At 70.9% G+C, this 26979-nt stretch carries 24 protein-coding genes; 12 read left to right on the top strand and 12 right to left on the bottom strand.

Translation table 11 applies throughout. From position 1 onward, the window contains the following. Positions 1–178: 178 nt before the first annotated feature. The 8 genes from FHR82_RS39395 to FHR82_RS39360 all read right to left on the bottom strand — a co-directional run bounded on the left by FHR82_RS39395 (position 179) and on the right by FHR82_RS39360 (position 8727). Positions 179–790 (bottom strand): transglycosylase SLT domain-containing protein, encoded by a 612-nt coding sequence (locus tag FHR82_RS39395; protein ID WP_184815738.1) that lies wholly within the window; start codon positions 788–790, stop codon positions 179–181. Positions 791–865: 75 nt separating this feature from the next. Beyond that, the gene (locus tag FHR82_RS39390) at positions 866–1732 is read right to left on the bottom strand and encodes a glycoside hydrolase family 16 protein (protein WP_184815737.1); all 867 of its coding nucleotides are present in this window, start codon (positions 1730–1732) and stop codon (positions 866–868) included. Positions 1733–1849: 117 nt separating this feature from the next. Continuing rightward, positions 1850–2599 (bottom strand): S1 family peptidase, encoded by a 750-nt coding sequence (locus FHR82_RS39385; protein ID WP_184815736.1) that lies wholly within the window; start codon positions 2597–2599, stop codon positions 1850–1852. A 151-nt stretch (positions 2600–2750) separates the two neighbouring features. Continuing rightward, the gene (locus FHR82_RS39380; protein WP_184815735.1) at positions 2751–4127 is read right to left on the bottom strand and encodes a cellulose binding domain-containing protein; all 1377 of its coding nucleotides are present in this window, start codon (positions 4125–4127) and stop codon (positions 2751–2753) included. Positions 4128–4178: 51 nt separating this feature from the next. Further along, entirely contained in the window at positions 4179–5675 is a 1497-nt protein-coding gene (locus tag FHR82_RS39375; RefSeq protein ID WP_184815734.1) for a beta-N-acetylhexosaminidase, read from the bottom strand. A 15-nt stretch (positions 5676–5690) separates the two neighbouring features. Next, positions 5691–6512: a carbohydrate ABC transporter permease gene (locus FHR82_RS39370; protein WP_184815733.1), complete on the bottom strand. Its 822-nt coding sequence runs from the start codon at positions 6510–6512 to the stop codon at positions 5691–5693. Continuing rightward, the gene (locus FHR82_RS39365) at positions 6509–7465 is read right to left on the bottom strand and encodes a carbohydrate ABC transporter permease (protein WP_221464842.1); all 957 of its coding nucleotides are present in this window, start codon (positions 7463–7465) and stop codon (positions 6509–6511) included. Before FHR82_RS39365 ends, FHR82_RS39370 begins: the two co-directional genes overlap by 4 nt. Positions 7466–7467: 2 nt before the next feature. Next, positions 7468–8727 (bottom strand): extracellular solute-binding protein, encoded by a 1260-nt coding sequence (locus FHR82_RS39360; protein ID WP_221464841.1) that lies wholly within the window; start codon positions 8725–8727, stop codon positions 7468–7470. 179 nt (positions 8728–8906) lie between these two features. Between FHR82_RS39360 and FHR82_RS39355 the strand changes: the two genes are divergently transcribed. Beyond that, entirely contained in the window at positions 8907–9728 is an 822-nt protein-coding gene (locus tag FHR82_RS39355) for a GntR family transcriptional regulator (protein WP_184815732.1), read from the top strand. Between the two features lie 325 nt (positions 9729–10053). Further along, positions 10054–10926, top strand: coding sequence for an alpha/beta fold hydrolase (locus tag FHR82_RS39350; protein ID WP_184815731.1), 873 nt, complete (start codon positions 10054–10056; stop codon positions 10924–10926). A gap of 6 nt (positions 10927–10932) precedes the next feature. On the opposite strand, the gene glpK (FHR82_RS39345) is transcribed toward FHR82_RS39350, so the two are convergent. Beyond that, positions 10933–12462, bottom strand: a complete 1530-nt coding sequence (gene glpK, locus FHR82_RS39345) for a glycerol kinase GlpK (protein WP_184815730.1) — start codon at positions 12460–12462, stop codon at positions 10933–10935. A 39-nt stretch (positions 12463–12501) separates the two neighbouring features. Continuing rightward, positions 12502–13266 carry an IclR family transcriptional regulator gene (locus FHR82_RS39340; protein WP_184815729.1) on the bottom strand — a complete coding sequence of 255 codons (765 nt, stop codon included), beginning with the start codon at positions 13264–13266 and terminating at the stop codon, positions 12502–12504. A gap of 333 nt (positions 13267–13599) precedes the next feature. Between FHR82_RS39340 and FHR82_RS39335 the strand changes: the two genes are divergently transcribed. Genes FHR82_RS39335 through FHR82_RS39325 form a run of 3 tightly spaced genes read left to right on the top strand, consistent with a single transcriptional unit; the run spans position 13600 to position 17601 of the window. Next, positions 13600–14391 carry an MIP/aquaporin family protein gene (locus FHR82_RS39335; protein ID WP_311771487.1) on the top strand — a complete coding sequence of 264 codons (792 nt, stop codon included), beginning with the start codon at positions 13600–13602 and terminating at the stop codon, positions 14389–14391. 14 nt (positions 14392–14405) lie between these two features. Continuing rightward, positions 14406–15920, top strand: coding sequence for a glycerol kinase GlpK (glpK, locus tag FHR82_RS39330; protein WP_184815727.1), 1515 nt, complete (start codon positions 14406–14408; stop codon positions 15918–15920). 19 nt (positions 15921–15939) lie between these two features. Then, positions 15940–17601 (top strand): glycerol-3-phosphate dehydrogenase/oxidase, encoded by a 1662-nt coding sequence (locus FHR82_RS39325; RefSeq protein WP_184815726.1) that lies wholly within the window; start codon positions 15940–15942, stop codon positions 17599–17601. Between the two features lie 10 nt (positions 17602–17611). Here the strand turns inward: FHR82_RS39325 and FHR82_RS39320 are convergent, their stop codons facing one another. Further along, complete coding sequence (locus tag FHR82_RS39320) at positions 17612–18289, bottom strand: GntR family transcriptional regulator (protein WP_225943822.1); 678 nt, start codon at positions 18287–18289, stop codon at positions 17612–17614. Positions 18290–18384: 95 nt separating this feature from the next. On the opposite strand from FHR82_RS39320, the gene FHR82_RS39315 reads away from it, so the two are divergent. The 4 genes from FHR82_RS39315 to FHR82_RS39300 are packed head-to-tail and all read left to right on the top strand — an operon-like array spanning position 18385 to position 22316. Then, positions 18385–19647, top strand: coding sequence for an MFS transporter (locus FHR82_RS39315; protein ID WP_184815724.1), 1263 nt, complete (start codon positions 18385–18387; stop codon positions 19645–19647). After that, positions 19644–20582, top strand: coding sequence for a phosphoglycerate dehydrogenase (locus tag FHR82_RS39310; protein ID WP_184815723.1), 939 nt, complete (start codon positions 19644–19646; stop codon positions 20580–20582). Before FHR82_RS39315 ends, FHR82_RS39310 begins: the two co-directional genes overlap by 4 nt. Further along, on the top strand, positions 20579–21964 hold the full coding sequence (locus tag FHR82_RS39305) for an acyclic terpene utilization AtuA family protein (protein WP_311771486.1): 1386 nt from the start codon (positions 20579–20581) through the stop codon (positions 21962–21964). The genes FHR82_RS39310 and FHR82_RS39305 overlap by 4 nt, the downstream gene beginning before the upstream one ends. After that, on the top strand, positions 21957–22316 hold the full coding sequence (locus tag FHR82_RS39300; protein WP_184815722.1) for a DUF4387 domain-containing protein: 360 nt from the start codon (positions 21957–21959) through the stop codon (positions 22314–22316). The genes FHR82_RS39305 and FHR82_RS39300 overlap by 8 nt, the downstream gene beginning before the upstream one ends. Here the strand turns inward: FHR82_RS39300 and FHR82_RS39295 are convergent. Further along, positions 22286–23458, bottom strand: a complete 1173-nt coding sequence (locus FHR82_RS39295) for a PQQ-dependent sugar dehydrogenase (RefSeq protein WP_184815721.1) — start codon at positions 23456–23458, stop codon at positions 22286–22288. The genes FHR82_RS39300 and FHR82_RS39295 overlap by 31 nt on opposite strands. A gap of 224 nt (positions 23459–23682) precedes the next feature. Between FHR82_RS39295 and FHR82_RS39290 the strand changes: the two genes are divergently transcribed. The 3 genes from FHR82_RS39290 to FHR82_RS39280 all read left to right on the top strand — a co-directional run bounded on the left by FHR82_RS39290 (position 23683) and on the right by FHR82_RS39280 (position 26907). Then, on the top strand, positions 23683–23826 hold the full coding sequence (locus tag FHR82_RS39290; RefSeq protein WP_184815720.1) for a hypothetical protein: 144 nt from the start codon (positions 23683–23685) through the stop codon (positions 23824–23826). Then, complete coding sequence (locus tag FHR82_RS39285) at positions 23826–24626, top strand: N-acetylmuramoyl-L-alanine amidase (RefSeq protein WP_184815719.1); 801 nt, start codon at positions 23826–23828, stop codon at positions 24624–24626. Before FHR82_RS39290 ends, FHR82_RS39285 begins: the two co-directional genes overlap by 1 nt. 88 nt (positions 24627–24714) lie before the next feature. Beyond that, positions 24715–26907, top strand: coding sequence for a helix-turn-helix domain-containing protein (locus FHR82_RS39280; protein WP_184815718.1), 2193 nt, complete (start codon positions 24715–24717; stop codon positions 26905–26907). The last annotated feature ends 72 nt before the right edge of the window (positions 26908–26979 follow it).

Genomic DNA, 26979 nt, shown 5'->3' with positions numbered 1-26979 from the left:
AACCGGCACCCACTACAACGAAACCACCGCCTGGTCACACCACACCAACAACATTGCGGCTTGACACACCAGCACCTGGGATGTCTTTCACGGCAAACCAGCCCACCCCGGCACGGCCATCACCGTCGGCTCGGCCGAACCCACCGGAGGGCCCGGCAAACGTTGGTGGTACGCAACACTAGCCCTGCTGGAGCGCCTTGGCGGCCCGCTCCCAGTGTTCGTGGAGGCGGTCGACGTACGCGCGGGCCCGGGGGCCGGGCTGCCTGCCACCGGCGAACCGGAGCATGTTGCGTGCGCCCGCGTTGTAGCCCATGGCGAGCAGTTCGGCCGTGGTGAAGGCACCCCCGGCGATCCGGGGCAGTCGCGTGCGGAGGTCGTGGAGGTGCCACGCCGCGGCCTGGATGGCCAGGTCCGGGTCGTCGGGCAGCTCCTGCCACGCCCGCTCGGCGAACGGGCGCTCGAACCGGACCTGCTCGAAGGTGCGGCGGTGCATGTTGGCCACCCCGAACGACGAGTCGCGGCGGAACGCCTGCCACGCCCGCTCCAGCAGCGGGTTGTGCGGCTTGTAGGACTCGTTGTACAGGATCGCCATCAGCAGCACCGGGTCCACGTCCGCCTCGGCGGCGTGGGTGCGCACCACGGGTGCGAGCCGGGACGGGTCACCGCCCGGGATCAGTCCCGCGACGCCGGACGTGTGCGCCCGTGCCGAGCCCCGGCGCACGAGCCAGCCGCCGAGTGCCACCGCTGAGAAGGCGCCGAACAGCCACCCCGCACGTCGGTGCCGTCCCATCGCGTCCTCCAGCGTCGGCTGACGCCACCCTACGGTGTGCTCGCCGGTGCTGGCCGCTGAGCAGGTCCCGCGTACTCAGTGCTCCGGTGTGTCCGTCACGCGGACGTAGTCCACGACCAGCGTGTTCGGGAACGGGGTGCTGCCGTCCGGGTCGCCCGGCCAGTAGCCGCCGACCGCGAGGTTCAGGATCAGGAAGAACGGCTTGTCGAACACCCACTGGTTGCCGTTGAGGTCGGCGGGGGTGCGGGTCTGGTAGACGTTGCCGTCGACCGACCACACGATCTTGCCAGGGGACCAGTCGACCGCGAACGTGTGGAAGTCGTCGGCGAAGGCGCCGCCGATCGAGTAAGCGCTGCCGATGCCGGCAGAACCCGAGTAGCCGGGGCCGTGGATGGTGCCGTGGACCGCGCTGGGCTCGAAACCGACGTTCTCCATGACGTCGATCTCGCCGCTCTGGGGCCAGCCGACGTTGCCGATGTCGTCGCCCAGCATCCAGAACGCGGGCCACATGCCCTGGCCGCGCGACATCTTGATGCGGGCCTCGAAGTGGCCGTACGTCTGGGTGAAGCGGCCGGACGTGTTGAGGCGCGCCGAGGTGTACTCGCACGTGCCGTACCAGCACTGGTAGTTCGCGGGGTTCTCCCGCCGGGCCGTGATGACCAGGTTGCCCTGGCCGTCCAGCGCCGCGTTGCTCGTCGAGGTCGTGTAGTACTGCCGCTCGTGGTTGTTGACGTTGTCGCCGGTCTCCGTCAGCCACTTGCCGCCGTCCACCGGGGCGCCGGACGGCCCGTCGAAGTTGTCCTCGAACGTCACGGCCGCGACCTGCGGCGCGTCCGAGGCCTGGGCCGGGCCGACCACGAGTGTCGTCAGAGCCGCCGCTGACACGGCGCCGAGCACCGTGCCGAGCCTGAACCGCCGAGAGAGCCTGCGTGTGGACCTCATCGTTCACCACCCGACCATCGCCTTTGTTGCAATCAACAACAAACATGCCATGGTCTGGACCTCTGCCACATCCGACGAAAGTCGGGTGCGGCCCGGGGACGGGCCGCACCCGATCACTCACAAAGCGCCGGTGTACTGGGTGATCCAGCTGCGGAAGTACGGGACGTCGACGTAGATCGACGGCTCGCGGGCGCAGGTGGCGCTGCCGCCGGAGCGGCTGGTGGCGCCGACCAGTTGCCAGACACCGCTGACCCGCTTGATCTCCGGACCGCCGGAGTCGCCGTAGCAGGCACCCCGCGAGTTGCCGGGGTTGTCGGTGCAGATCTCACTGGCGGAGCGGATCCCACCGCCGGCGCACTCGCTGTCGCTGACGATCGACGTGTCCAGTTGCTGCAGGGTGATCGGCGCCGAACCGCAGCCCCGGGTCGGGCAGGTCTGACCCCACCCGATGATCCTGGTCTGCGTGCCGACGGCACCGGACGTCGACGCGATGGCCACCGGCGTCTGGCTGATCGACGTCGACAGCTGGAGCAGTGCGAGGTCGGCCGTGGGGTGGGCAACCCGTCTGGTCACCCGCGCGACGGTGCCGCCGCTGGTGCGGTTGGTCGTGCCGACCCGCACCTGGTAGGGCGTGCCGCAGTGGGCCGCGGTGACGACCCAGTTCGCCTTGATGAGCGAACCACCGCAGGAATGGCTGCCTGCGCTGCTCTGCAGCGATGCCATGAACGAGTAGGTTTCGGTCGCGTTGCCGCCGCCGACGATGAACGGCGTCACCTCGTCGGCGCCCGCGGTGGCGGGCATGACGAGACCGGAGACCGCGGTCGCGGCCGTCGCGATCAGAGTCACGAGCAGGGATCGTGCTTTCATGATCATCTCCTTGTGGGTGCCCGGGGCCCTCGACCCGGGTACACCCAACCTAGGAAGGCGGCGGTGCGGCGGGACACCTCCATTCAGCGGTTCACATCAACAGAAAGAAACCCGTGTGACACCGGAAAGGCCGGTGCCACACGGGTTGTGCTCAGCGCACGGAGTCGGCGTGCTCGACGCCCGAGGACCGGTATCCGGCGACCCGGGAGTTCACCTGGGCCGGGCTCACCACCTCGTTCTCGGCGAAGTACACCCAGTCGACCCGTTCCTGGTAGGCCCGGTCGCCGGGCTGGCCGACGAGGCCCCCGGAGATGAACCACAGGTTGAAGTTGATCGACATCGGCGTCTCCGGGTAGTACCGGTCACCGTGGTCGGCGAACAGGTTCCCGTCGACGTAGTACTTCACGCGCCCGTTCGCGACCTGGATCACCAGGTCGTGCCAGCCGCTGAAGCTGGTGCGCTGCTCGGTGTGGATGTTGTCGGCGACCCACGGCTCGTTCTGGTAGGTCTCCCACGTGGTCGAGTACAGGATGTTGGCAGGCTCGCCCCAGCCGCCGTTGGGCAGGTACTCGAAGTCGAGCTCCCCGTAGTCCGGGTCCATCGGGGCGTTCAGCGGGGTGATGGTGAAGAACGTCTGCACCACGTGGTCCCCGTCGATGCCCCGCACCGGCGCGTCGGTGAAGAACACCCGTGCGGCGTAGGTGCCCTGGAAGAACTTGCGCTGGTGGTACATCTCGGTCTGCCGCGCGCTCGACCCGTTGTTGGACGACTCGAGCTGCATGACCTTGCCCCCGCTCACCGTCGGGAAGGTGACCAGGGCCGGGTCCCACACCGCGCCCGGCACGCCGGGGCCGCCGCCGCCGGAGCGGACGGTCCACCCGCGCTGGGCGATCCGCGCGTCGCTCGACGAGGTGTAGGAGAAGTCGTCGAACAGGACCTCGCCGGTCGGGTCCGGCGGGTCGGGTGGCTCCTCGTCGTCACCGGGGCTGGTGCCCCAGATGGTCGTCCCTCCACGTTGGACGGTCACTGTGGACGAAGGGGCGTACGCCGTGCGGCTGGTGAACGAGTAGTCGTCGGTCTGGGTGATCGGGCCCCAGTTGGCGCGGTAGAAGCGCAGCTGCATGTCGCCGGTGCTCTGGCCCGGCGAGAGCGATCCCGCGCCGGAGGTGAAGCCGACCTCCAGGTAGCGGTCCGCCTTGGCCACCGGGGTGCCGAGCGGTTTGAAGGTGCCGGTGATGTTGCCGCAGCCGCGTACCGCCCACGAGCACGCGAAGCGGTAGCCGACGTCCGGGGTCTCGCCGCGGAAGTAGTACCGAAGCGTCACCTCGGAGAGCGGGACGGTGGTCGTGCCGGTGTTGGTGATGGTGAACCACGGCTCCACCTGGTCGGTGGTGGCGCCGGTGGCGCTGGTCCGGTAGTTGGCGGTCAGCGCGTCCGCGGCGGCGGAGGCCGGCGCCTGGACGAACGTGACGAGTGCGGCCGCCGCCGCGACGGCGGCGAGGACCCTTCTGGACCTTGTTCTGGACACTGCTCCTCCTGTACGTGCAGGGTGCGTACCGGGTGGGGGCTGCCTCCTCTCTCAGCTCGTCGTGGTCAGGGACGTGTGGGCGACGGACAGTGCCGCCAGCCGGGGTTCGTGCGCCGCCATCGCCGCGCGGAACGCCGTCCAGTCGGGGACGGCCGACCACAGCGCGTCGGCCAGTGCGCAGAGCCGGGGGAAGGCCAGGTACTCGACGTCCTCGGCGCGCGGCGCCTGCTCCGTCCACAGTTGACACTGGCTGCCGAGCACGGCCGGGTCGGCAGGCACCCGCTGGTGGTACACGTCCGACATGGTCACCACGCCGCCCGGCTGGCCGGGCCGTTCGCGCGCGTCCGTCGACTGTGGATAGTCGAGGTAGGTCGACCGGTACGGGGTGAGCACGACCCGGTGGCCGCGCGCGAGCGGGCCGTCGGCGCTGTCCTGCCACGGCATCACGACCACGCGGGGATCGAGCGGGGGACCGTCGCCGTCCCAGCACACCGGTACCCGGCCGTTGGCGAGGAGGAACTCGCCGACGCGGCCGAGGAACCAGGACCGCAGCGCCTGCGGCCCGGCGAGTCCCTCCTCGGCGACGCGTGCCAGTGCGGCCGGGCTGGCGGCCCACTCGGTCCACGGCACCTCGTCGCCGCCGATGTGCACGTGCTCGCCGGGGAAGACGTCCATCACCTCGCCGAGCACCGTGCGGCAGAACTCCATGGTCTCCTCGGTGACCCCGAACACCGACTCGGAGATGCCCCACCCGGTCCACACCGGCAGCCGCCGGCCCGGCTGGCTGCCCAGGTGCGGGTAGGCGGCGAGCGCGGCGCGGGCGTGCCCCGGCATCTCGATCTCCGGCACGACCCGCACCCCGCGTTCCGCCGCGTAGTCCACCAGTCCGCGCAGCTCCGCGGTCGTGTACGCGCCGCCGTGCGGGACGCCGTCGAACCGGTCACTGCCCGCCGGGCCGAGCTGTGTCTCCGACCGCAGGCCACCGATCTCGGTCAGCGCCGGGAAGGCGGCGACCGGCATCCGCCAGCCCTGGTCGTCGGTCAGGTGCAGGTGCAGGACGGAGAGCTTGTGCAGTGCGAGCAGGTCGACGAACCGGCGGAGGTACCGCACCGGCTGGAAGTGCCGTGCGACGTCGAGCATCGCGCCGCGCCACGGCAGCCGGGGCGAGTCGGTGACGTCGACGCACGGCAGGGCCCACGGGACACCGCTCACCGGTGTGTCGCCCAGCGCCTCGGCGGGCAGCAGCTGCCGGATCGTCTGCACGCCGTGCCGCAGCCCGGCGAGGCGGCGGGCGCGCAGCACCACCGCCTGCTCGCCGACGGTCAGCGCGTACCCCTCGTCGCCGAGCCCGACCAGCTGGTCGTCGAGCGCGAACAACACGGTCCCGGTGGGGGACAGGGGGAGTGGCAGCCCGGTGGCGGGGCGCAGGTACCGCCGCAGCAGCCGGGCGGCGGGTTCGGCACCCGGGGTGGCGCGGAACGCGGTGTCCTGGTCGAACACGAAGCGGCCCGCGCGCTGGATGAGACGGGCAGGTCTTGGCAGGATCACGAGAACGCCTCCGGTTCAGCCCTTGACCGCGCCGCCGGTGATGCCGGCGGTCACCTTTCCCTGCAGGACGAGGAAGATCGCCAGCACGGGCAGCATGAACAGGGTCGACGCGGCCATCGTCGCGCCCCAGTCGGTGCCGAACGTGTTGCTGAACGAGGACAGCCAGACCGGCAGGGTGCGGTCGTCCTGGTCCTTGATGATCAGCAGGTTGGCGAAGGCGAACTCGTTCCACGCGGTGATGAACCCGAACAGCGAGGTGGCCAGCAGTCCTGGTGCGAGCAGGGGCAGCACCACCCGCCGGAACGCCGCAGGCCGGTCGCACCCGTCCACCTGGGCCGCCTCCTCCAGCTCGACCGGCACGGCCGCGAGGAAGTTCCGCAGGGTGACGATCGTGAACGGCAGCGTGATCATGAAGTACACGAGCGTCAGCATCAGCAAGGTGTCGAGCATCCCCGTGTCGCGCGCGATGACGTACATCGGGATCAGCAGCGCCTCCCACGGCGTCATCTGCGCGATGAACACCATCAGGATGAAGCCGCGCCTGCCCTTCCAGCGCAGCCGCGCCACCGCGTAGGCCGCGAGCAGCGCCACCACCAGGGACAGCAGGACCGCGCCGCCAGCCACCAGCAGGCTGTTGCGCCAGAACGACCAGAAGCCCTGTGCGTGCACGGCCGTGCCGAAGTGCTCGAAGGTCAGCGCGGACGGCCAGAACGTCGGTGTCTCCGCCTGGATGTCCCGCGCCGGTTTGAACGCGGTCAGCACCATCCAGTACACCGGGAACACCGACACCACGAACACGAGCAGTGCCAGCAGGTTGCGGGTCAGCCGGCCGGTCATGTCGCGGCCTCCTCGCGGAACATGCGCCGGAAGTAGAACAGCAGCGCGAGCCCCAGCAGCAGCACCATGAGCATGGAGACCACGGCACCGAGGTCGTAGCGGTGCAGGGACTGCGCGATCTGGTACGCGTAGACCGGCAGTGTGGTCGTCGCCCGCCCCGGACCGCCTTCGCTGATCACCCAGATCTGCACGAACGCCTTGCCGACCCAGATCACCTCGAGACACGTGACGAGGCCGAACATCGGTGCCAGCACGGGGAACGTGATCGAGCGGAAGGACCGGAACCCGCCCGCGCCGTCGATGCGCGCCGCCTCGTACAGCTCGTGGGGGACCGTGGTCATCGCCGCGTACAGCGTCAGCGCGGCGAACGGCACCGACTGCCACACGATCAGCACCACGAGGATCGCGAAGGTCTGCGGTCCGTCCGCGAACCAGGTGTGGCCCCGGAACTGCTCGAAGCCCAGCGACACCAGCGCCCAGTTCACCACCCCGAGCTGGGACTGGAACATCCACTGGAACACCGTGGTCGCGGCGATCATCGGGGTGGCCCAGGTGAGCACCAGCCCGCCCAGCACGAGCAGCCGCATCACCCGGTCCAGCCGCACCACCAGCAGGGCGACGAGGGTGGACAGCACCATGATCAGCCCGACGTTGATCGCGGTGAACACGCCGGTGCGGCGGGCGACCGACCAGAACTCCGGGTCGCCGAGCACCGCGGTGTAGTTGGCGAACCCCGCGAAGCCCGCGCCGCCGCGGATCAGCTCGGCCATCCCGAACTGCTGGAACGAGATGATCACGTTGCGCAGCAACGGGTACACCAGCAGGTAGGCGGTCGCCAGCAGGGTCGGCGCGATCAGCAGGTACGGCCAGAGGACCCGGCGGCGACCGCCCGGCGCGGCGACCACGCGGCTGCTGGTCGGCCGTCGCGCCGGGGGCGCCTCGGTGAGCACCACGGCTACTGGGCGGTGTTGAGCGCCGCGGTGATCACCGCGTCCGCGTCGGCGGCCGCGGCCTTCGGGTCGGTGCCGGTGAGCACCTTGGTCAGGAACTCCTTGATCGGGTTGCGGGCCTCGACGGCCGTCCAGTTCGGCGAGTTCGGCGTGGCGTGGCCGTTGGCGGCACCCTCGGCCATCGCGGCGGCGCCGGGGTCGTCCTCGACGGCGGCGGCGAGCGAGGTCCGGTTCGGCACGTAGTTCATGGTGCGGGCCAGCTCGGTCTGCCAGCGTTCACCCGCCAGCTCCTTCACCACCGCGTAGGCGCCGTCCTGCCGGGGGGACGCCATCGGCACGATCAGGTCGGAGCCGCCGGTGAACACCGCACCCGGCTCGTCCGCGGTCTTGCCGGGGATGGGGAAGAAGCCGAGCTTGCCGTCGAGCTCCGGGTTGGCCGTCGTGACGAGCTTCGCCGCACCGGGCACGGCGATCAGCTGCGCGACGTCGCCGCGGGCGAACACGTCGGTCTGCTGCGGCTTGGCCTCGTCGGAGTCCCTCGGTCCCTTGCCCAGCGCCTGCAACTGCCGGTAGAAGTCCGCGCCCGCCAGCGCCTCCGGGGTGTTGAGCGCGCCCGCCCACCGGTCCCCGTCGCGCACGGCGAGGTCGCCGCCCTCGTCCCAGACGAAGCCCGCGAGCACGTACCAGTTCTGGCCGGGCAGGTAGATGCCCTGCGTGCCGCCCTGGTTGAGCGCGGCCGTCGCGGTGAGCCACTCGGCGCGGGTGGTCGGTGGCTGGATGCCCTTGGCCTCGAAGAGATCCGTGCGGTAGATGACCACCCGGTTGGCCGCGTAGAACGGGATGCCGTACTGGCGGTCGTCGACCGCGCCCGGCTCGGCGAGCCCGGGCAGCCAGTCCTCGCCGCCCAGCTCCCCGACCTTGTCGGACAGGTCGGTGACCCCTCCACTCGCCGCGTACTGCGCCACCTGCGTGTTGCCGACCTCGATCACGTCCGGCGGGTCGGTGCTCGCGAGTGCGCCGGTGACCTTCTCCGTGATGCCGTCCCACTCCTGGATCTGGACGGTCAGCGTGTACTCGGGGTGGTCCCGTTCGAACGCCGCCTCGAAGTCGGCCACGTACTCGTCGGTCGCGGTGTCCTTCATCAGCCACACGGTCAGGTTCTGCGGCTCGCCCGGAGTGGCGCCGGGGTCGTCGGAGCCGCATGCGGCGAGGGCGGGAATGGCCAGGGCCATGGCGAGCAGGGCAGTGGCGGTGCGGTGCGGCACGGGTCACCTCACGGGTGCTCAGGATATGACCAATTGGTAAGGTCCGGCGGTCTGGACCAAAATGGCATAGACCAATCTGGAAGTCAACAAGCAGGTAGAAGCCGATATTTAGGAAGAGTTTCACGACGGACTGGTCAAGTCGGTGAGCTGTCCTCTGGTTCGGTTGTCATACTGTCGGCATGGCCGGAGCGATCCTCAAGCGCGAGCGAGTGCGCGACTACCTGCTCGAGATGATCGAGACGCACCCGCCGGGCGCGCCGCTGCCCGCGGAGCGGATCCTCTGCCAGCGCCTGTCGGTGTCCCGGCCGACGCTGCGCTCCGCGGTCGACGAACTGGTCAACAACGGCATGCTCGTCCGCCAGCACGGGCGCGGCACGTTCGTCGCGCCTGCCAAGATCACCCAGGAGATGGTGTCGGACGACCGCACGATGGTGCTGCCGCAGGCGGCGGGCGTGTGGACGAGCAAGGTGCTGGAGTTCGCCACGATCGCCGCGGGCGCGCGCGTGGGCAGGCGGCTGGGGATCTCACCCGCGGCGGAGATCTTCTACGTCGCGCGGCAGCGGTTCGTCGACGGCACGCCGATGGCCATCGAGTACCTGCACGTCCCGGTGGCGGCGGCGCCGCGACTGTCGCTGGCGGACCTGGAGTCCGGCTGCCTGTACGAGCGGTTGAAGGACCACGGCGTGCAGGTGCACGACGCGATCCAGTCGGTGGAACCCACGGTCACCAACGACGTCGAGTCCCAACTGCTCGGGGTGCCGGTGCTCTCGCCCGCGCTCCTGTTCGAACGTCTCACCAACGACGACGCGGGCCGCACCGTCGAGTACGTGCACTCCCTCTACCGCGGCGACCGCTACCGGATCGTGTCCCGGCTCGCCCTCGGCCCGACCGCCACCACGTCCGGCTCGGCCACCGCGGACGCCCACCACCCGGGCATCCCGCCGGGCGACCTCACCGCCAGGGGGCCGGTCCGGTCGGCCACGGTCGGTGACATCCAGTGAAACAACGGAAATCCTGCGTGATCATGGACTGTGCCGGGTACCCGTGAGCACGGGAAGCTCGGGACACTGGGATCAGCCATGAACACTCACACCTTGCACAACTTCGGGAGCTACAACACCGTCGCCCGGCGACGGCAGGTCCGCGCCGCACGCAGGCGCGTGGCCGCCACTCGCGCCAGGATGGCGAAACGGTACACACCTCCAGGGTCCACATCGGACACTCCGGCCGTCGGCGCCGCGTCGCACTGACGTCTCGGCCTGACCTGTCGACCGGGTGCCGCCGCTCGCGTAGGGTCTGGGGAGCCCACGACCCGGAGAGGCGGCCATGGCGAGAGAGACCCACACCCTGCGCACCGACGGCGCCGACATCGTCTACGACGTCCACGGCCCGTTGCCTGCGCAGGACGGCCGTCCACCACTGTTCATGCTCGGCCAGCCGATGGACGCCAGCGGGTTCACCACGCTCATCTCGCACCTGCCCGACCGCACGGTCGTGACCTACGACCCGCGTGGTCTCGGTCGCAGCACCCGCAGCGACGGCCGGACCGACAACACGCCCTCGGTGCAGGCCGAGGACGTGCACGCCGTCATCGAGGCGCTCGGCGCCGGACCGGTCGAGATGTTCGGGAGCAGCGGCGGCGCGGTCACCGCGCTCGCGCTCGTCGCCGCGCACCCCGGCGACGTGACGACGCTGGTCGCGCACGAGCCGCCGATCATCCCCGTACTGCCGGACGCCGAGGCGGCGGCGCGCGCACGGGCCGGGTTCCGGGACGCCTACAACGCCAAGGGCTGGGGCGCGGGCATGGCGGCGTTCATGGGCATGACCGCGTGGCAGGGCGAGTTCACCGACGCCTACTTCGCGCAGCCCGCACCGGACCCGGCCGCGTTCGGGATGCCCACCGAGGACGACGGCAAGCGCGACGACCCGCTGCTGTCCGACGCGTCCTGGGCCGTGAGCGACTACCAGCCGGACGTGGCGGCACTGACCGCGGCGCCGACCCGCGTCGTCATCGCCGTCGGGGAGGAGACCGGCGACACCTTCACCGGGCGCACGGCCGTCGCCACCGCCGCGCTGCTCGGGCAGGAGGCGACCGTCTTCCCCAGCCATCACGGCGGGTTCCTCGGTGCCGAGTTCGGTTACGCGGGCAAGCCCCCCGAGTTCGCGGAACGGCTGCGCGAGGTCCTCGACGCAGGCTGACCCGGGTCAGAACTGTCCACTGTCGACGGTATGGCGCGGCGTGGCCCAGCCGAAGGTGAGCTCGACGGCCCGCTTCCAGTTGGCGTACTCCTCGTCCCGGTGCCGTGGGTCCATCTGCGGGGTCCACCGCGCCGCGAGATGCCAGTTCCGGCGGAGCCCGGCCAGGTCAGGCCAGTACCCGACCGCGAGCCCCGCCGCGTAGGCGGCGCCGAGGGACACCGTTTCGGCGACCATCGGCCGCATCACCGACACGTCGAGCACGTCGGCGATGATCTGCATCAGGAGGTGGTCGGCGGTCATCCCGCCGTCGACCCGCAGCACGCCGGCCCGCTCGCCGAGGTCGGCGTTCATCGCGTCGACGACCTCGCGGGTCTGCCACGCCGTCGCCTCCAGCACCGCGCGGGCCAGGTGCCCCTTGGTGATGTAGGACGTCAGGCCCACGATCAGGCCGCGTGCCTCGCTGTGCCAGTGCGGCGCGAACAACCCGGAGAACGCGGGCACGATGTAGCAGCCGCCGTTGTCCTTCACGGTCCTCGCGAGCGTCTCGATCTCGGGAGCGGAGTGGATGAGCCCCAGGTTGTCGCGGAACCACTGGACCAGTGACCCCGTGACGGCGATCGAGCCCTCCAGCGCGTAGGTCACCGGTTCGCCGCCGAGCTGGTAGCCGATCGTGGTGAGCAGCCCGTGTTCGGAGCGGATCAGCTTGGTGCCGGTGTTCATCAGCAGGAAGCTGCCGGTGCCGTAGGTGCACTTGGTCTCGCCCTCGGCGAAGCACGTCTGCCCGAACAGCGCGGCGTGCTGGTCGCCGAGCGCGGCCGCGATCTCGATGCCCGGCACGACCCGCGTGGTGCGGCCGTGGATCTCCGTCGTGGGACGGATCTCCGGCAGCATCCGGCGCGGGATGTCGAAGAAGGACAGCAGCTCGGGGTCCCACTGCTGCGTCATGATGTTCATCAGCATGGTCCGCGACGCGTTGGTCACGTCCGTGACGTGCAGCCCGCCGTTGACGCCGCCGGTGAGGTTCCAGATCAGCCAGGTGTCCATGGTGCCGAACAGGACGTCGCCGCGTTCCGCCCGGTCCCGCAGGTCCGGCACGTCGTCCAGCAGCCAGCGCAGGCTCGGCGCGGAGAAGTAGGTCGCGAGCGGCAGCCCGCACCGGTCCCTCACCTCGTCGGCGCCGGGGCGGGACGCCATCTCGGCCACCAGTTCCTCCGTGCGGATGTCCTCCCAGACGATCGCCCTGCCGACGGGTGCGCCGGTGTGCCGGTCCCACACCACGAACGTCTCGCGCTGGTTGGTGATGCCGAGCGCGACCACCTGGTCGGCGCCGATGCCCGCGTCGCGCAACGCCTGCGGCATGATCCGGTCGACGTTGCGCCAGATCTCCACGGCGTCCTGCTCGACCCAGCCCGGCCGGGGGGAGTACCGGCGGTGCTCCCGCTGGGCCACCGAGACGAGCCGGGCGTTGCTGTCGAAGACGATGCACCGGGTCGAGGTGGTGCCCTGGTCGATCGCCATCACAAACCGTTGCGCCATTGCTCTTTCGTCCTTGGTCCGGGTCTGGTTGTCCGGGTCTCAGTTGTCGGTGGCGAGCGAGCGGGACACGGCCTCCGCCGCGTGGCACACGTGGTCCACCAGCGCCTGTCTCGGCCGGTTCGCGGTCTGGCAGATCCGGTCCACCGCACCGGAGATCCCGATCGCCCCGACGACGAGACCCCCCGGCATGCGGATCGGGGCCGCGATGCCCGCCTCGCCCGGCATGTACTCCTCTGCCTCGCTCGCCCACCCCGCCGCACGCACCTCGGCGAGAACCCGTTCCAGCGCCGAGGGGCGGACGATCGTGCGGCGCGTGAGCGAGGTCAGCTCGGCGCGGCGGATCGTCGCGAGGAGCCCCGCGTCGTAGGCGAGGAGCACCTTGCCGAGCGCGGTCGCGTGCAGCGGCAGCATGCCGCCGATGCCGAGGGTCTGCATGGTGTCGTCCGGCCGGAACACGTGGTGCACGACGAGCACGGCCCCGTCGAGGTGCATGCCGATCCGGACCTCGTGGCCACTGCGGGCGGCGAGCGTGTCCGCCCAGTTGATCGACCGGGAGCGCAGCTCGTTCGCGTCCAGGTAGCTGGTGCCGAGGTGCAGCAACGCGGCGCCGAGCCGGTAGCGGCCGGTACTCTGGTCCTGCTCGACGAACTCGACCCGCTGCAACGTGCGCAGGATGCCGTGCGCGGTGCCCTTGGCCAGGCCGAGCGCGGCCGCGATCTCGGCCAGCCCGTGGTGGCCCGAACCGCGCGCCAGCAGCCGCAGCATCGCCGCGGCACGCTCGATCGACTGAATCGGACCCGGCACGCCCGGAACCTACCTAAATCGGTCGTCGTCGGCAATGTCGAACGCGTGCCAGGAGGGTGACCACCGGTCACCGGCCCTGCATCGCCAAAGTTGGTCGCCAGTTCACAGTGGATCGCCAGCACCGTTCGACAATGCCGACCGATCGCCGTTGAGGTCACACGCCCCCGCCCATAACTTCCCGGTACCCACGTGTCGGTCCGACACGCGAGCACTCCGAGCACAGTTCAAAAGTCCGGCCGACCTCCGTTCACCACGTCCCTCGCCCTGGCAAGGCGCGGTCCGTCGGCCTGTTTCGAACTGTGCTCGTCTGTTCAACGGCGAATGGAGGAAACCGTGTCTCTCGGAGAGGTGTTCGTCAGTGAAATGCTCGGTACCGGCACGCTGATACTGCTCGGTGCGGGCGTGGTGGCGAACGTGCTGCTGGCCAAGTCCAAGGGCAAGGACGGTGGCTGGTTACTCATCAACTTCGGCTGGGGGCTCGCGGTCTTCGCGGGTGTGTTCGTCGCCTACAAGTCGGGCGCGCACCTCAACCCCGCCGTGACGCTCGGCATCCTCGCGTCGGGTGCCGACACCTACGCGCCGGACGTCTCGATCTCGGTCGGCTCCACGCTGGTGTACTTCGCCGGGGAGTTCCTCGGCGCGTTCCTCGGTGCCTGCGCGGCGTTCCTGACCTACCGCAAGCACTTCGAGGCCGAGGAGGACGAGGGCAAGAAGCTCGCCGTGTTCTCCACCGGGCCGGAGATCCGCAGCCCCGGCTGGAACGTCGTCACCGAGATCTTCGGCACCTTCGTGCTGGTGTTCGTGGTGCTGGCGTTCGGCAACACCCCGCACCAGCTCGGCCCGCTCGCGGTCGCGCTGCTGGTGGTCGGCATCGGCGCCTCGCTCGGCGGCCCGACCGGGTACGCCATCAACCCAGCCCGCGACCTCGGCCCGCGCATCGCGCACGCCCTGCTGCCCGTGCAGCACAAGGCGACGGTCGCGGTCGGCGTCGGCGGTCCCGGCACCGCGCGTACGGCGGGGCCGCGGCCCCGCAAGGACTCCGACTGGGGTTACGCGTGGGTGCCGGTCGTCGGCCCGGTCATCGGCGGTGTGATCGCCGGTCTGCTCTCCCAGGTCGTGTTCTGAAAGGACTTGCCGCAATGACCCAGTACGTTCTCGCCGTCGACCAGGGCACGACCAGCACGCGGGCGATCGTCTTCGATCACTCCGGCTCGATCGTCTCGGTCGGGCAGAAGGAACACCAGCAGATCTTCCCGAAGGCCGGGTGGGTCGAGCACGACCCGAAGGAGATCAGCGAGAACACCCGGTTCGTCATCGGGCAGGCGCTGGCCAAGGCCGACCTGAACCTCGGCGACCTCGCCGCCGTCGGCATCACCAACCAGCGCGAGACGGCGGTCGTGTGGGACCGGCACACCGGTGAGCCGGTGTACAACGCCATCGTCTGGCAGGACACCCGAACCCAGGCCATCGTCGAGGAGCTCGGCGCGCTCGGCGGCGGCGGGGACCGGTACAAGGCGAAGGTCGGGCTGCCGCTCGCGACCTACTTCTCGGGGCCGAAGATCCGCTGGATCCTCGACAACGTCGAGGGCGCGCGCCGCCGCGCCGAGGACGGCGACCTGTTGTTCGGCAACACCGACACGTGGACGCTGTGGAACCTCACCGGCGGACCGAACGGCGGCGTGCACGCCACCGACGTGACCAACGCGTCGCGGACCATGCTGATGGACCTGGACACCCTGTCGTGGGACGCGGAGATCGCGAAGGAGATGGGCGTCCCGCTCACGATGCTGCCGGAGATCCGCTCCTCGTCGGAGCAGTACGGCGTCGGCGGTCCCGGTGTGCTCAAAGGCGTGCCGATCGCGGGCATCCTCGGCGACCAGCAGGCGGCCACCTTCGGGCAGGTCTGCTACGAGCCCGGCACCGCGAAGAACACCTACGGCACCGGCAACTTCATGCTGCTGAACACCGGTGAGGAGAAGGTCGCGAGCGAGAACGGCCTGCTCACCACCGTGTGCTACAAGATCGGCGAACAGCAGCCGGTCTACGCGCTCGAGGGTTCCATCGCGATCACCGGCGCGCTGGTGCAGTGGCTGCGGGACAACCTCAGGATCATCGGCTCGGCCGCGGAGATCGAGACGCTCGCCAGGTCGGTGGAGGACAACGGCGGCGCGTACTTCGTGCCGGCGTTCTCCGGGTTGTTCGCGCCGTACTGGCGGGCCGATGCCCGCGGTGCGCTGGTCGGGCTCACCCGGTTCGTCGACCGCGGCCACCTCGCCCGCGCGGTGCTGGAGGCCACCGCCTTCCAGACCCGCGAGGTGCTCGACGCGATGAACGCCGACTCCGGCGTGGCGCTCACCGAGCTGAAGGTCGACGGCGGCATGGTCGCCAACGAGCTGCTCATGCAGTTCCAGGCCGACATCCTCGACGTGCCCGTGGTCCGGCCGAAGGTCGCCGAGACCACCGCGCTCGGCGCCGCCTACGCGGCCGGTCTCGCGGTCGGCTACTGGAAGGACCAGGACGAGCTGCGCGCCAACTGGGCCGAGGACAAGCGGTGGACACCGGCACTCGACTCGGGTGAGCGGGAGCGGGTCTACCGGAACTGGAAGAAGGCCGTCACCAAGTCCTTCGACTGGGTCGACGCGGACGTGGACTAGACAAAGGGAGAGGTGCCGGATGTCGGCGAAGCTGGACCTCGCGTACCGGGACGCGTCGCTGCGCGCCCTCGCCGGGACCGAGTTCGACGTGCTCGTCGTGGGCGGTGGCGTGGTGGGTGCGGGTGCCGCACTCGACGCGGCGTCCCGCGGCCTGTCCGTCGCGCTGGTCGAGGCGAGGGACTGGGCGGCAGGCACGTCGAGCCGGTCCAGCAAGCTCATCCACGGCGGGTTGCGCTACCTGGAGCAGCGTGACTTCGGGCTGGTGCGCGAGGCGCTCAAGGAACGCGGCCTGCTGCTGAACCGCCTCGCGCCGCACCTGGTGCGGCCGGTGCCGTTCCTGTACCCGCTGACGCACCGGGTGTGGGAACGCGCCTACGTCGGGGCGGGTGTGCTGCTCTACGACAGCATCGGTGGCGCACGTGCCATGCCGATGCACCGGCACCTCTCCCGGCGCGGCGCGCTCGAACTGGCGCCCGCGCTGCGACCGGATGCGCTCACGGGCGCCGTCCGCTACTACGACGCACAGGTGGACGACGCGCGCCTGGTGATGATGATCGCGCGCACGGCCGCGCAGCACGGGGCGACCGTGCTGACACGCGTCGAGGCGACCGAGGTCCTCCGGGACCGCGGCCGGCTGACCGGGGTTCGCGTGCGCGACCTGCTCTCGGGAGGCGAGCAGGTCGTGCACGCGCGGCGGGTGATCAGTGCCGCCGGCGTGTGGACCGACGAGGTCCGCGGGCTCGATCACGCGAAGGCGCCCTTCCACGTGCGCATGTCCAAGGGTGTGCACCTGCTCGTGCCCCGCGACCGGCTGCGGCTCGACGTCGGGCTGATCACGCGTACCGAGAAGAGCGTGCTGTTCGTCATCCCGTGGGACCGGCACTGGATCATCGGCACCACCGACACACCGTGGGACCACGACCCCGACCACCCGGCCGCCACCCGTGCGGACGTCGACTACCTGCTGGCACACGTCAACAGCGTGCTGCGGACACCGTTGACGGTCGACGACGTGGTGGGTGTCTACGCGGGACTCCGCCCGCTGCTCGACGGCTCCGGCGACGACACCACGAAGCTGTCCCGGGAACACGCGGTGGCCGAACCAGCGCCCGGCTTCTTCGTCGTGGCTGGCGGGAAGTACACGACGTACCGGGTCATGGCCGCCGACGTGGTCGACGCGGCGACGAGGGGCCTCGGCGTGGCGCCGTCGCTGACCAGGCACCTGCCGATCCACGGCGCCGTCGGGTACCGCGAGCTGGTGGCGTCCCGCCACGATCTGGCGCCCGGTCTGCCGGTGGCCACCGTCGAACGCCTGCTGGGCAGATACGGCTCGGCGATCACCGACCTGCTGGCGATGATCGCCCGCGAGCCGGGGCTCGCCGCCCCGCTCACCGGCGCGGGGGAGTACCTGGCGGCGGAGATCGTCTACGCGGTGACCCACGAAGGTGCCCTGGATCTGGAGGACGTGCTGGCCCGGCGCACCCGCATCGCCATCGAGTACCCGGACCGGGGGCTGGCGGCGGCCGAGGCGGCCGCCGACCTGGTGGGGGAGCACCTCGGCTGGGACCTGTCCGCGCGGCAGGCGGCTCTGGAGACCTACCGCGAGCAGGCGAGTGCCGAACTGGCTGCGCGCGAGGCGCTGGACGACGCGTCGGCCGTGGCCCGGCTGGTCGCCACCTGACCGCGCGGAGTCAGCTGGACAGCAGTTCCGCCAGGCCGCCCCTGGCGTCGTTCATGACGATGGACTCGGCGGCCGCGGCGTCGGCGTCGCGGAGTGCGCGGACCAGTTCGCGGTGGCTGGCGTAGCGGTCGAGGCCGAAGCGGTCGTTGGCCGCGACGTGTTCGAGCAGTCTGGTGCGGCGTTCGGCGCGGGAGAAGACGCGGGTCTGGTCCAGCAGGCGGACCAGCACCGGGTTGTTGGCGCAGGTGTTCACGGCGTCGTTGAACCGCTGCATGGTGTCCAGCAGCTTGCCGACCTGGCGGTCGACGGGCTCGCCGTCCGCGTGCCGTTTCCGCACGACGATCAGCAGGTCGTCGGCCTCGTCGAGGATCGTGTCCAGTTCGTCCAGCTGGGCCGGGGTGGCGTGGCGGGCGGCGAAGCGGGCGACCAGGCCGCGCAGGGCGATCTCCACCTCCGCCAGCTCCTGGATCGCCGTGTCACCCATCGTCGCGACGACCACCGTGCGCGGGCCAGTGCGTTCGATGAGCCCGTCCTGCTCCAGCCGCCGGATCGCTTCCCGGACCGGGGTGGGGCTGACGGCGAAGCGCTCGGCCAGGCCCCGTTCGGTGATCTTCTCCCCCTGGCGGAGCTCACCCGCGGCGATGGCTTCCTTCGCGGCCCGGTAGGTGCGGTCGGCGAGTGTCTCCATGCCCGTGATCATATGGCACCTGCCTATGCAACTGTTGACAGTGTTGCTATAGCATAACTAACCTCCGGCGAAAGCGACGGCGCTGGAGGGCAACGATGACCGCAGTGGAACCGCCCCTCGTCCGGGCGCGGGGGCGTCACATCACCTTCTACGTCGCCCTCGCCGCGTTCGCGCAGGAGTCGACCTGGAACTTCTACGACGCCCAGGTGCCACCGCTGCTCCGCGAGTACCTGAGCAGTGCCGCGCTGATCGGCCTGCTGATGGGCATGGACAACGTGCTCGGCATCTTCGTCCAGCCCTGGATGGGCAACCGCTCGGACAACACCCGCACCCGCTGGGGCCGCCGCATCCCGTACCTCGCGGTCGGGATGCCGGTCGCCGCGCTGCTGTTCGCCACCGTCCCGCTCGCGTCGAGCCTGCCCGTCCTGATCGCGTTGATGTTCGTGTACACGTTGGTGGCCAACAGCTTCAAGCCGGTGGGGGAGTCGCTGCTGCCCGACTACATCCGCCCGGAACGCCGCAGCCGCGCGAACGCCGTCGTCAAGATCGCCATCGCGCTCACGGTCATCGTCTCCGCGCTGATCAGCAGCTTCCTCGTCGACGACTACCCGGTCGTGTCGTTCTGGATCCCGTCGGCGCTGATGATCGTCTCGGCCGCGGTGCTCGTGGCGCGGGTGCGGGACAGCTCCTCGCCCGCCTACCAGGCGGCACTCGCGGAGGAGGCGGTCGAGGCCGCGCCCGCCTCGCGCATGCGGGACGTGCTGCGGGACATCGTCCGGGACGCCGACCGCACGAGGGTGCTGGTGATCCTCGCGATCTTCCTGTTCGGCTGCGCCTGGTTCGCGTCGCGGTCGCTGATCACCACGTACGGCATGGAGTCGCTCGGACTGTCCCGTGGGGACGCCGGCGGGCTCACCCTGCTCAGCGGGGTGGCCTACCTGCTCGCCGCGTTCCCGCTGGCACTGCTCTCCGAACGGGTCGGCCGGCTGCGGGTGATGGCGGCCGGCATGACGTTGTTCGTCGTGTCGATGGTCGCGGGCACGCTCGCGCACTCTCCGGCCGCGACGGTGGTGGCGCTGTGCGGGGGAGCCGTCGGCGCCGCCGGGTTCATGATCAACGGAGCGGTGCTCCTCTGGAACCTGGCCCCGTCGAGCCGGGTGCTGGGCACCTACTCCGGGCTGTACACGGTCGGCTGGTACAGCGGCGGTTTCGCGGGCCCGGCGGTGGTCGGCGGCATGGTCGACCTCACCAGCTGGGACCTCATGCTGGTGGAAGCGGCGCTGATCGCCGTGCTCGCCGTGGTGGTCGTGCTGCGGATCATCGCCCTGCGGCGCACCACCTCCGGCGCCGCCCTGTGAACCGCGCCGCCGGCACCGTCCTGGTCACCACCGACTACCGCGACGACGAGGCCGACGCGGTGCTCACCGCGGCGGGACTGCGGGTCCGCCGCCGGAACGGCCACGACCTCGTCGAGGCACTGCGCGGAGTCACCGGCGCGATCGTCGCCCACGACCCGCTGACCGCCGGGGTGCTGGCGCGCGCCCCGGCACTGCGGGCGGTCGTGCGGTCCGGTGTCGGGTACGACGCCGTCGACGTCGACGCGGCCGCACGGCTCGGCATCCAGGTCAGCAACCTGCCGGGGATCAACAGCAACGCGGTCGCCGAGTACACCGTCGGCCTGCTGCTCGCCGCCGCGCGGCGCCTGGTCGAGTCGGCCACCGGGGTGTCCACAGGGGACTGGCCGAGGGAGAGCGGACAGGAACTGCGGGGCGCGACGCTCGGGCTCGTCGGGTTCGGCCCGGCCGCCCGTGCCGTCGCCCCACTGGCCACCGCGTTCGGGATGACGGTCCTCTGCGCCACCAACCACCCCGCCGGGTCCACTGTGGAGTTCGTCGACCTGCCGACGCTGCTGCGCGAGTCCGACTACGTGTCCCTGCACACCGCGCTGACCCCGGGGAACCACCACCTGATCGACGCCGCCGCGCTGGCACTGATGAAACCCACGGCGATCCTGGTCAACACCGCCCGTGGCGCGCTCGTCGACGAGGAGGCACTCGCGACCGCGGTCGCCACCGGACGGCTCGCCGGCGCCGCCCTCGACGTCGTGGCCACCGAACCGTTGCCGCCCGCCAGCCCGTTGCGCGGGGTCGACGGCATCACCGTCTACTCGCACCTCGCCGGGCAGACCGCGCAGGCCCGGCACGCCACCGCCCTCGCCGCCGCACACGAACTGCTGGCCGCCCTGCGCGGCGAACCACGATTTCCGGTCAACCACCCCAAGGAGAAGCAGTGAACGACACCGCGGTACGGGTGCTCGTGCCCACCGGCATGATCGGCGCCGGGTTCACCCCCGAGACGGTGGCCCGCGGGCTCGAACTGGGCGCCGACGTCATCGCCGTCGACGGCGGCTCCACCGACTCCGGCCCGTACTACCTCGGGTCCGGCACGCCCAAGACCTCCGCCGCGGCCGTCGCCCGCGACATGCGGATCCTCCTGCGCGCGGCGGCGCAGGCAGGGATCCCGCTCATCGTCGGGTCGTGCGGCACCAGCGGCGCGGACAGCGGGGTCGACTGGCTCGCGGGCATCACGGACGGAATCCTCGCCGAGGAGGACCTCCGTCTGACCGTCGCGACCATCCACAGCGAGCAGGAACCCGCGTACCTCAAGGAACGCCTCGGGCAGAACGCCATCCACCCGCTCCCGCCGCACGGACCGCTGGACGCCGCGACCATCGACGGTTGCGCGCGCATCGTCGGCATGATGGGCCACGAACCCATCGAGGCCGCGCTGCGGGCGGGTGCCGACGTCGTCCTGGCGGGCCGCGCCACCGACACCGCCGTCGCGGCCGCGTTCCCGCTGATGAAGGGGCTGCCCGCCGGACCGGTGTGGCACGCGTCGAAGATCGTGGAGTGCGGCGGCCAGTGCACCACGAACCCGCGTTCCGGTGGCGTGCTCGCCACGATCGACCACGACGGCTTCACCATCGAGCCCCTCGACCCCACCGCCGCGTGCACACCGGCGTCCGTGGCCGCGCACATGCTGTACGAGACGGCCGACCCGTTCCGCATGCGTGAACCGGCAGGCACCCTCGACGTCACCCACGCGACCTACGAGGCACTGAGCGACCGGATCGTGCGCGTGACGGACTCGGTGTTCGAACCGGCAGAGCAGCACACGATCAAGCTCGAGGGGGCCCGGATCAGCGGCTACGAGACGATGTCGTTCACCGGCATCCGCGACCCGCACATCCTCGCGAACATCGAGCACTGGGCCGCGCTGCTGGACAAGGTGCTCACCGACCGCGTGCACCAGACCCTCGGCCTCAGCGCCGGTCCGGACGGCGACTACGAGTTCGACATCCGGCTCTACGGCCACAACGCGATCCTGGCGGACCTCGACCCGGCGACCGGACCCGCCCGCGAGGTCGGCGTGCTGCTGCTGGTGCACGCCGCCGACCAGGCCACCGCCACCGCCGTCGCGAAGATCGCCAACCCGCTGATGCTGCACCTGCCCACGGTGGACATGGCGTACCTGCCGAGCCTCGCGTTCGCGACCTCGCCCGCCGAGACCGAGCGCGGCGCGGTGTACGAGTTCGTCCTCAACCACGTCGTCGACACCGACGACCCGACCGCCCTGTTCCGCACCGAGATCCGGAAGGCAGGCAACCGTGCCTGAGACCGTGCCCGAGACACTGCAGGACCTGGCGACCGAGGTCCGGTCGAAGAACGCCGGCCCGTTCTGGGTCACCATGGAACTGTTCATGCGCGACGAAGCGGCCTACGCCGTCGCCGCCGACCCGGGCTTCGTCAACGAGGAGGTCGTCGCGCGCCTGTACGGCGTGCCTGCCGCAGGCGTGCGGATGTTCCGCATCCCGTCGCTCAACGTCGTCAAGATCTCCTTCCCGCGCCCGGTCGCGCAGGGCAGCCTGCGCGACCGCGACATCCACGCCGGCCAGCACCACGTGCCGCTGGCCGTCCTCCCACTGCCCGCGCGTGCTCAGCTCACGCGGGTGAAGCCGACGCGGTAGAGCTTGCCCGGCGTCTCCGTCACCACGTAGAACTCGCCGCGGTGGTCGGTGCCGAAGGCGGTGACGTACTCCGGGAAGGTGCCGATCGCGGCGCCGGTGTGGGTGCCGTCCCGGCCTGCCCGCAGGCCGTACGCGGTCATGGCGCAGAAGTCGGCCGCCACGTAGGTGCCGCCGGCCAGGTCCGCGTAGCGCTGGCCGCGGTACACGGCGCCGCCGATGACCGCGCAGCCCTCGATGCCGGACCGGTAGTGGAAGACCGGTGCGGTGAGCTCGGCGGCCGGGTCGCAGCGCGTCTCGTCGAACACGACGGGTCCCTCCATGCAGGACCAGCCGAAGTTCACGCCGCCGTCGCGGCCGCCGATGTGGTCGATCTCCTCGTACCGGCCCTGACCGACGTCCGCGATCCACAGCGAACCGTCCGCCTTGTCGAACGAGAACTTCCACGGGTTGCGCAGGCCCCACGCCCAGATCTCCGGCCGCGCGCCGCTGACGCCGACGAACGGGTTGCTCCTCGGCACGCAGTACGGCAGGGCGCCGCAGGTGCGGCCGACGTCGATGCGCAGGATCTTGCCGAGCAGGGTGCCGAGGTGCTGACCGCTGCCGAACGGGTCGCCGCCGCTGCCACCGTCCCCGATGCCGAGGTACAGGTACCCGTCGGGGCCGAACGTCACGTGGCCGCCGTTGTGGTTGCCGAACTCGGCGTGTTCCTGGGTGAGCAGCACCTGCTCGGTGCCGGTGGTCAGCCGCACGCGCGACAGGGTCACCGCGCCGTCCGGGAGGCCGGTGTACGCGACGTAGACGTTCTTGGTCCGCCCGTAGTCCGGTGCGAGCGCCAGCAACCCGCGTTCGGCCTCCGAGTCGTTGATCCGGTCGGAGATGTCGAGGACGGGGGTGGGGGACAGGCCGGTGCGTGGGTCGTACACGCGGATCCGGCCCGGTTTCTCGGTGATCAGCAGGCGCCCGTCGGGGAGACCCGCGATCGAGGTCGGCTTCTCCAGGTCGGCCGCCACCTCCGTCGTGGTGACGCGCAGCTGGTCGAGCGGTACGCCGCGACCGCCCGCGCTCGCGGGTGCGGCCAGCCCGACCGCGGTGGTGATGGCCAGCAGGGGGATGGTGAACAGACGACTTCGCTGTCGAGACACGCGTGGCTCCCTCGCTCATTGGTCTAGACAACTCGTGTGACGATTGAACCATCCGCGGGGCGATGTGGGTAGTGGCCGACGTCTGCCCGCGTGCCGATCTCCCACCGGTAACGCGCCGAGAAACCCGGCCGGATATTCCCGCCGGGGTGTATCAGGACGCCCGACCACACGTCTTGTGTTCGTCACGGAGACCGCGCCGGATATCCATGGAAGGAGCGATCCGAATGACACACGAGAACATTCCCAACAAAGAGCACGACGACGGGCCGGAACACGACACCACCCTGCCGAACGCCGGGGACATCCCGACCTTCGACACGGCCAAGGGGTCCGACCTGCCCGCGCTCACCGGCGACCTGGAGGACTGATGCCTGTTCTTGTTGTCCAGCAAGGCCATTGCTTCCGCAGGACGGGGAAGACCGGCACCACCGGGGAGCAGGAGTACGCGGTCCGGGTCGCCGACGCCTGCGTCCGCCTGCTGGGTGGCCAGGCCGGGTGGAAGGTGAACAAGACCCTCGCGGACGAGAACGACTACCGCGGCGACGCGTTCGTCTCGATCCACTGCGACGGGTCCGACAATCCCACGGCACACGGCGCATCGGTCGGCTACCGCACCCGGGAGGGGCAGGCGTTCGCACACGCGTGGAAACGCGCGTACGAAGCCCGCGGCTGGACGCACGGATTCCGCGTCGACAACTACACGGACGCGCTGGCCGGGTATTACGGCGTGCGCAACGCGGTCGGGAAGGCAAACCGGCGCGCGTTCATCGCAGAGTGCGGTTTCCGCACCAACCGGGACGACCGCGCGCTCCTCGACGGACCGGGCGGACCCGAGCGGGTGGCCCTCGCGATCGGCGAGGCACTCGGCATCCCCGTCCCCGGTCTCCAAGTACCGAAAAGAAAGGCAGAAGACATGTCACTGCGACTCGTCAGGGGAAACAGCGCCCAGCAGGTGCCAGGGAAGACCTTCAAGTTCGGCGACCTCCGCTTCTACGTGGAGCAGGACCCCCGCCTGCCGAAGAAGGCCCAGCGCTGGTACACCAGGGACACCCCCGCGCAGCGGATCCTCGAGGAGAGCCAGGGCGGCGTGGACGTCGTCGAGCAGAAGGACCTGGACGCCATCCCGTTCGGCCCCGGCGGCGCGATCCCGCCGGACGTGCTCGGGTAGTCCTCGGGCGTCGGCCGGTTCCGGTCGGATCCGGCGGAGATGCACAACCCGCCCCCGGTGGCTGTCCGCACTGGCTAAGGTGCGGTACGTGACGATCCAGTTCAGTGTGCTGCTCCGGCAGTTGCGGCAGCAGGCGGGGTTGACGCAGGAGGAGCTGGCGGACCGCGCGGGTCTGTCGGTGCGGACCATTCGCCGGCTCGAGACCGGCGTGAGCGCCAACCCGCAGCTGGACACCGTGCGGTTGCTGGCCGACGCCCTCGGCCTCCAGCCGGACGAGCGGGCGCGGCTGCTGGCCGTCGCCGACGGGCAGGTGCCCTCGGAGCCGGCCGGTACCGAGGAGGTCCGGCCGGAGTCGCCGTTCGAGCGCAGGCTGGCGGAGGCCGCCGACGACCTCGCGCACGCGGTCGGTGCGCGCCTGGGCCGGGAAGAAGAACTGCGGCGGATCCAGGACCCGTTCCCGCTGCCGGTCCGCTGGGACCTCGCGCCCGACGGCGTGATGGACCACTGGGAGAACATCTGCCGGTCCGCCCCCGGCGAGTCCGCCGCCCCGCTGGACCTGGTGGGCCGCCTGCCCGACATCGCCCACGTGTACCGGCGGATCCCGTCCCGGCGGCTGGTGGTGCTCGGCCGGGCGGGCTCTGGCAAGTCGGTGCTGGCCGTGCGGTTCGTCCTCGACCTGTTGCGGACCCGCGTCCGAGGTGACGCCGTGCCGGTCGTCTTCAGCCTCGGGTCGTGGGACCCCACCGCCACCGGGTTCCGGGACTGGCTGGCCGGGCAGCTGGTCCGCGACCACCCCGGCCTCGCGGCGGCGGAAGGGGACAAGTCGAACCTGGCGACCGCGCTCGTCGAGGCAGGCCGCGTGGTGCCGGTGCTGGACGGGTTCGACGAGCTGGCGGCCGGGCTGCACCGGACGGCACTGGACGCGCTCAACGACACGACCCTGCCGCTGCTGCTGACCAGCCGCCCCGGCGAGTACGCGGCCGTGGCGGGCACCGACCCCCTGACCGCCGCGGCGGCGGTCCGCCTGATCGACCTCACCGTGGCCGACCTGGTCGACTACCTCCCGAGGACCACGCGCAAGGACTCCGGCGCCACCGCGTGGGACCCGGTCCTGAACGAGCTGCACGACCACCCGGGGCGCCCGGCGAGCGGCAACCTCCGCGCGGTGCTGACCACCCCGCTGATGGTCGGGCTCGCCCGCGCGATCTACAGCGACCCGGCGGGCCGGGACCCTGCCGAGCTGCTCGACACCGGCCGGTTCGGCAGCCAGTACGCGCTCGAGGACCACCTGCTCGGCAGCTTCATCCCCACGGTCTACCGGGACCGGCAGCCGCGCTGGGAACGCGAGCGGGTGCGGGGCTGGCTCTCCTACCTCGCCCGGCACCTCGACAAGCTCGACACCTCGGACCTCGCCTGGTGGCAGCTGGGCAGTTCGATGCGCCGCCGCTCGCGCATGGCCGTCGTCGGGCTGCTGGCCGGTCTCGTCGTCGGTGTGCTCACCGGGTCGATGATCTCGCTGGTGGGCGCGCTGGCCGGCGGGCCTGTCATGCTCGGTCTCGTCGCCGCGGTGGGCAACTGGCTCGGCTTCGGGCTGGCCCTCGGGCTCGCGCACGGCGCCGGGATCACCTTCGGCGGTGGCGCGTTCGAGCCGTCCCGCGTCCGGCTGCGCACCAGGGGTGGGTCCCGTCAGCTGCGGAGGCGGTTCGTCCCGAGACTCCTGATCGGGGTGGTCGGCGGGGCCGGTCTCGGGGTGGTGCTCGGGCTGGCGTGCGTGGCCCGGCTCGACCCGATGGGCCTGTTCGGGTTCGGCTTCTTCGGCGGGTTCGCGGCCGGCGCCGGGTTCGGCGCGCTCGTCGGCCTCACGTGGGGTCTGATGGCCGGGCTGGAAGCCCCGGTCGACCTCAGGTCGGTGGTCGGTCCCGCCGATCTCCTGCGCACCAACCGGTCGACCGTCGTGGCCGGGTTCGCGGGCTGCGGGCTCGTGCTCGCCGTCGCCCACCTGCTGGTCATCACGGTCGCCCTCGACTACGTGTGGCCCGCCGCGGTCCTGCTCGACCTCGTGCTCGGTCCGGTGATCGGGCTCGTGATAGGGCTCTGCCTGACCGCGTGGGGCCAGTGGGTGGTGTTCGCCAGGGTGTGGCTGCCGCTGACCGGACGCCTGCCGTGGCACGTGGCCGAGTTCCTCGAGGACGCCTGCCGCCGCGGCGTGCTGCGCCAGGTCGGCGCGGTCTACCAGTTCCGGCACGCCCGTCTCCACGCACACCTCCTCGACGTCGGCTGACCTGCGGTTTCCGCCACCGGACATAGATGTCCGGTGCGAGGTCCTGGCTTCGGGACCAGGCCGGCACCACTG

It is taken from the genome of Actinophytocola algeriensis, from assembly GCF_014203735.1.
Taxonomy (GTDB): Bacteria; Actinomycetota; Actinomycetes; order Mycobacteriales; family Pseudonocardiaceae; genus Actinophytocola; species Actinophytocola algeriensis.
The sequence above is the reverse complement of the archived record's forward strand: the minus strand, read 5'-3'. Positions and strand labels throughout refer to the sequence as shown.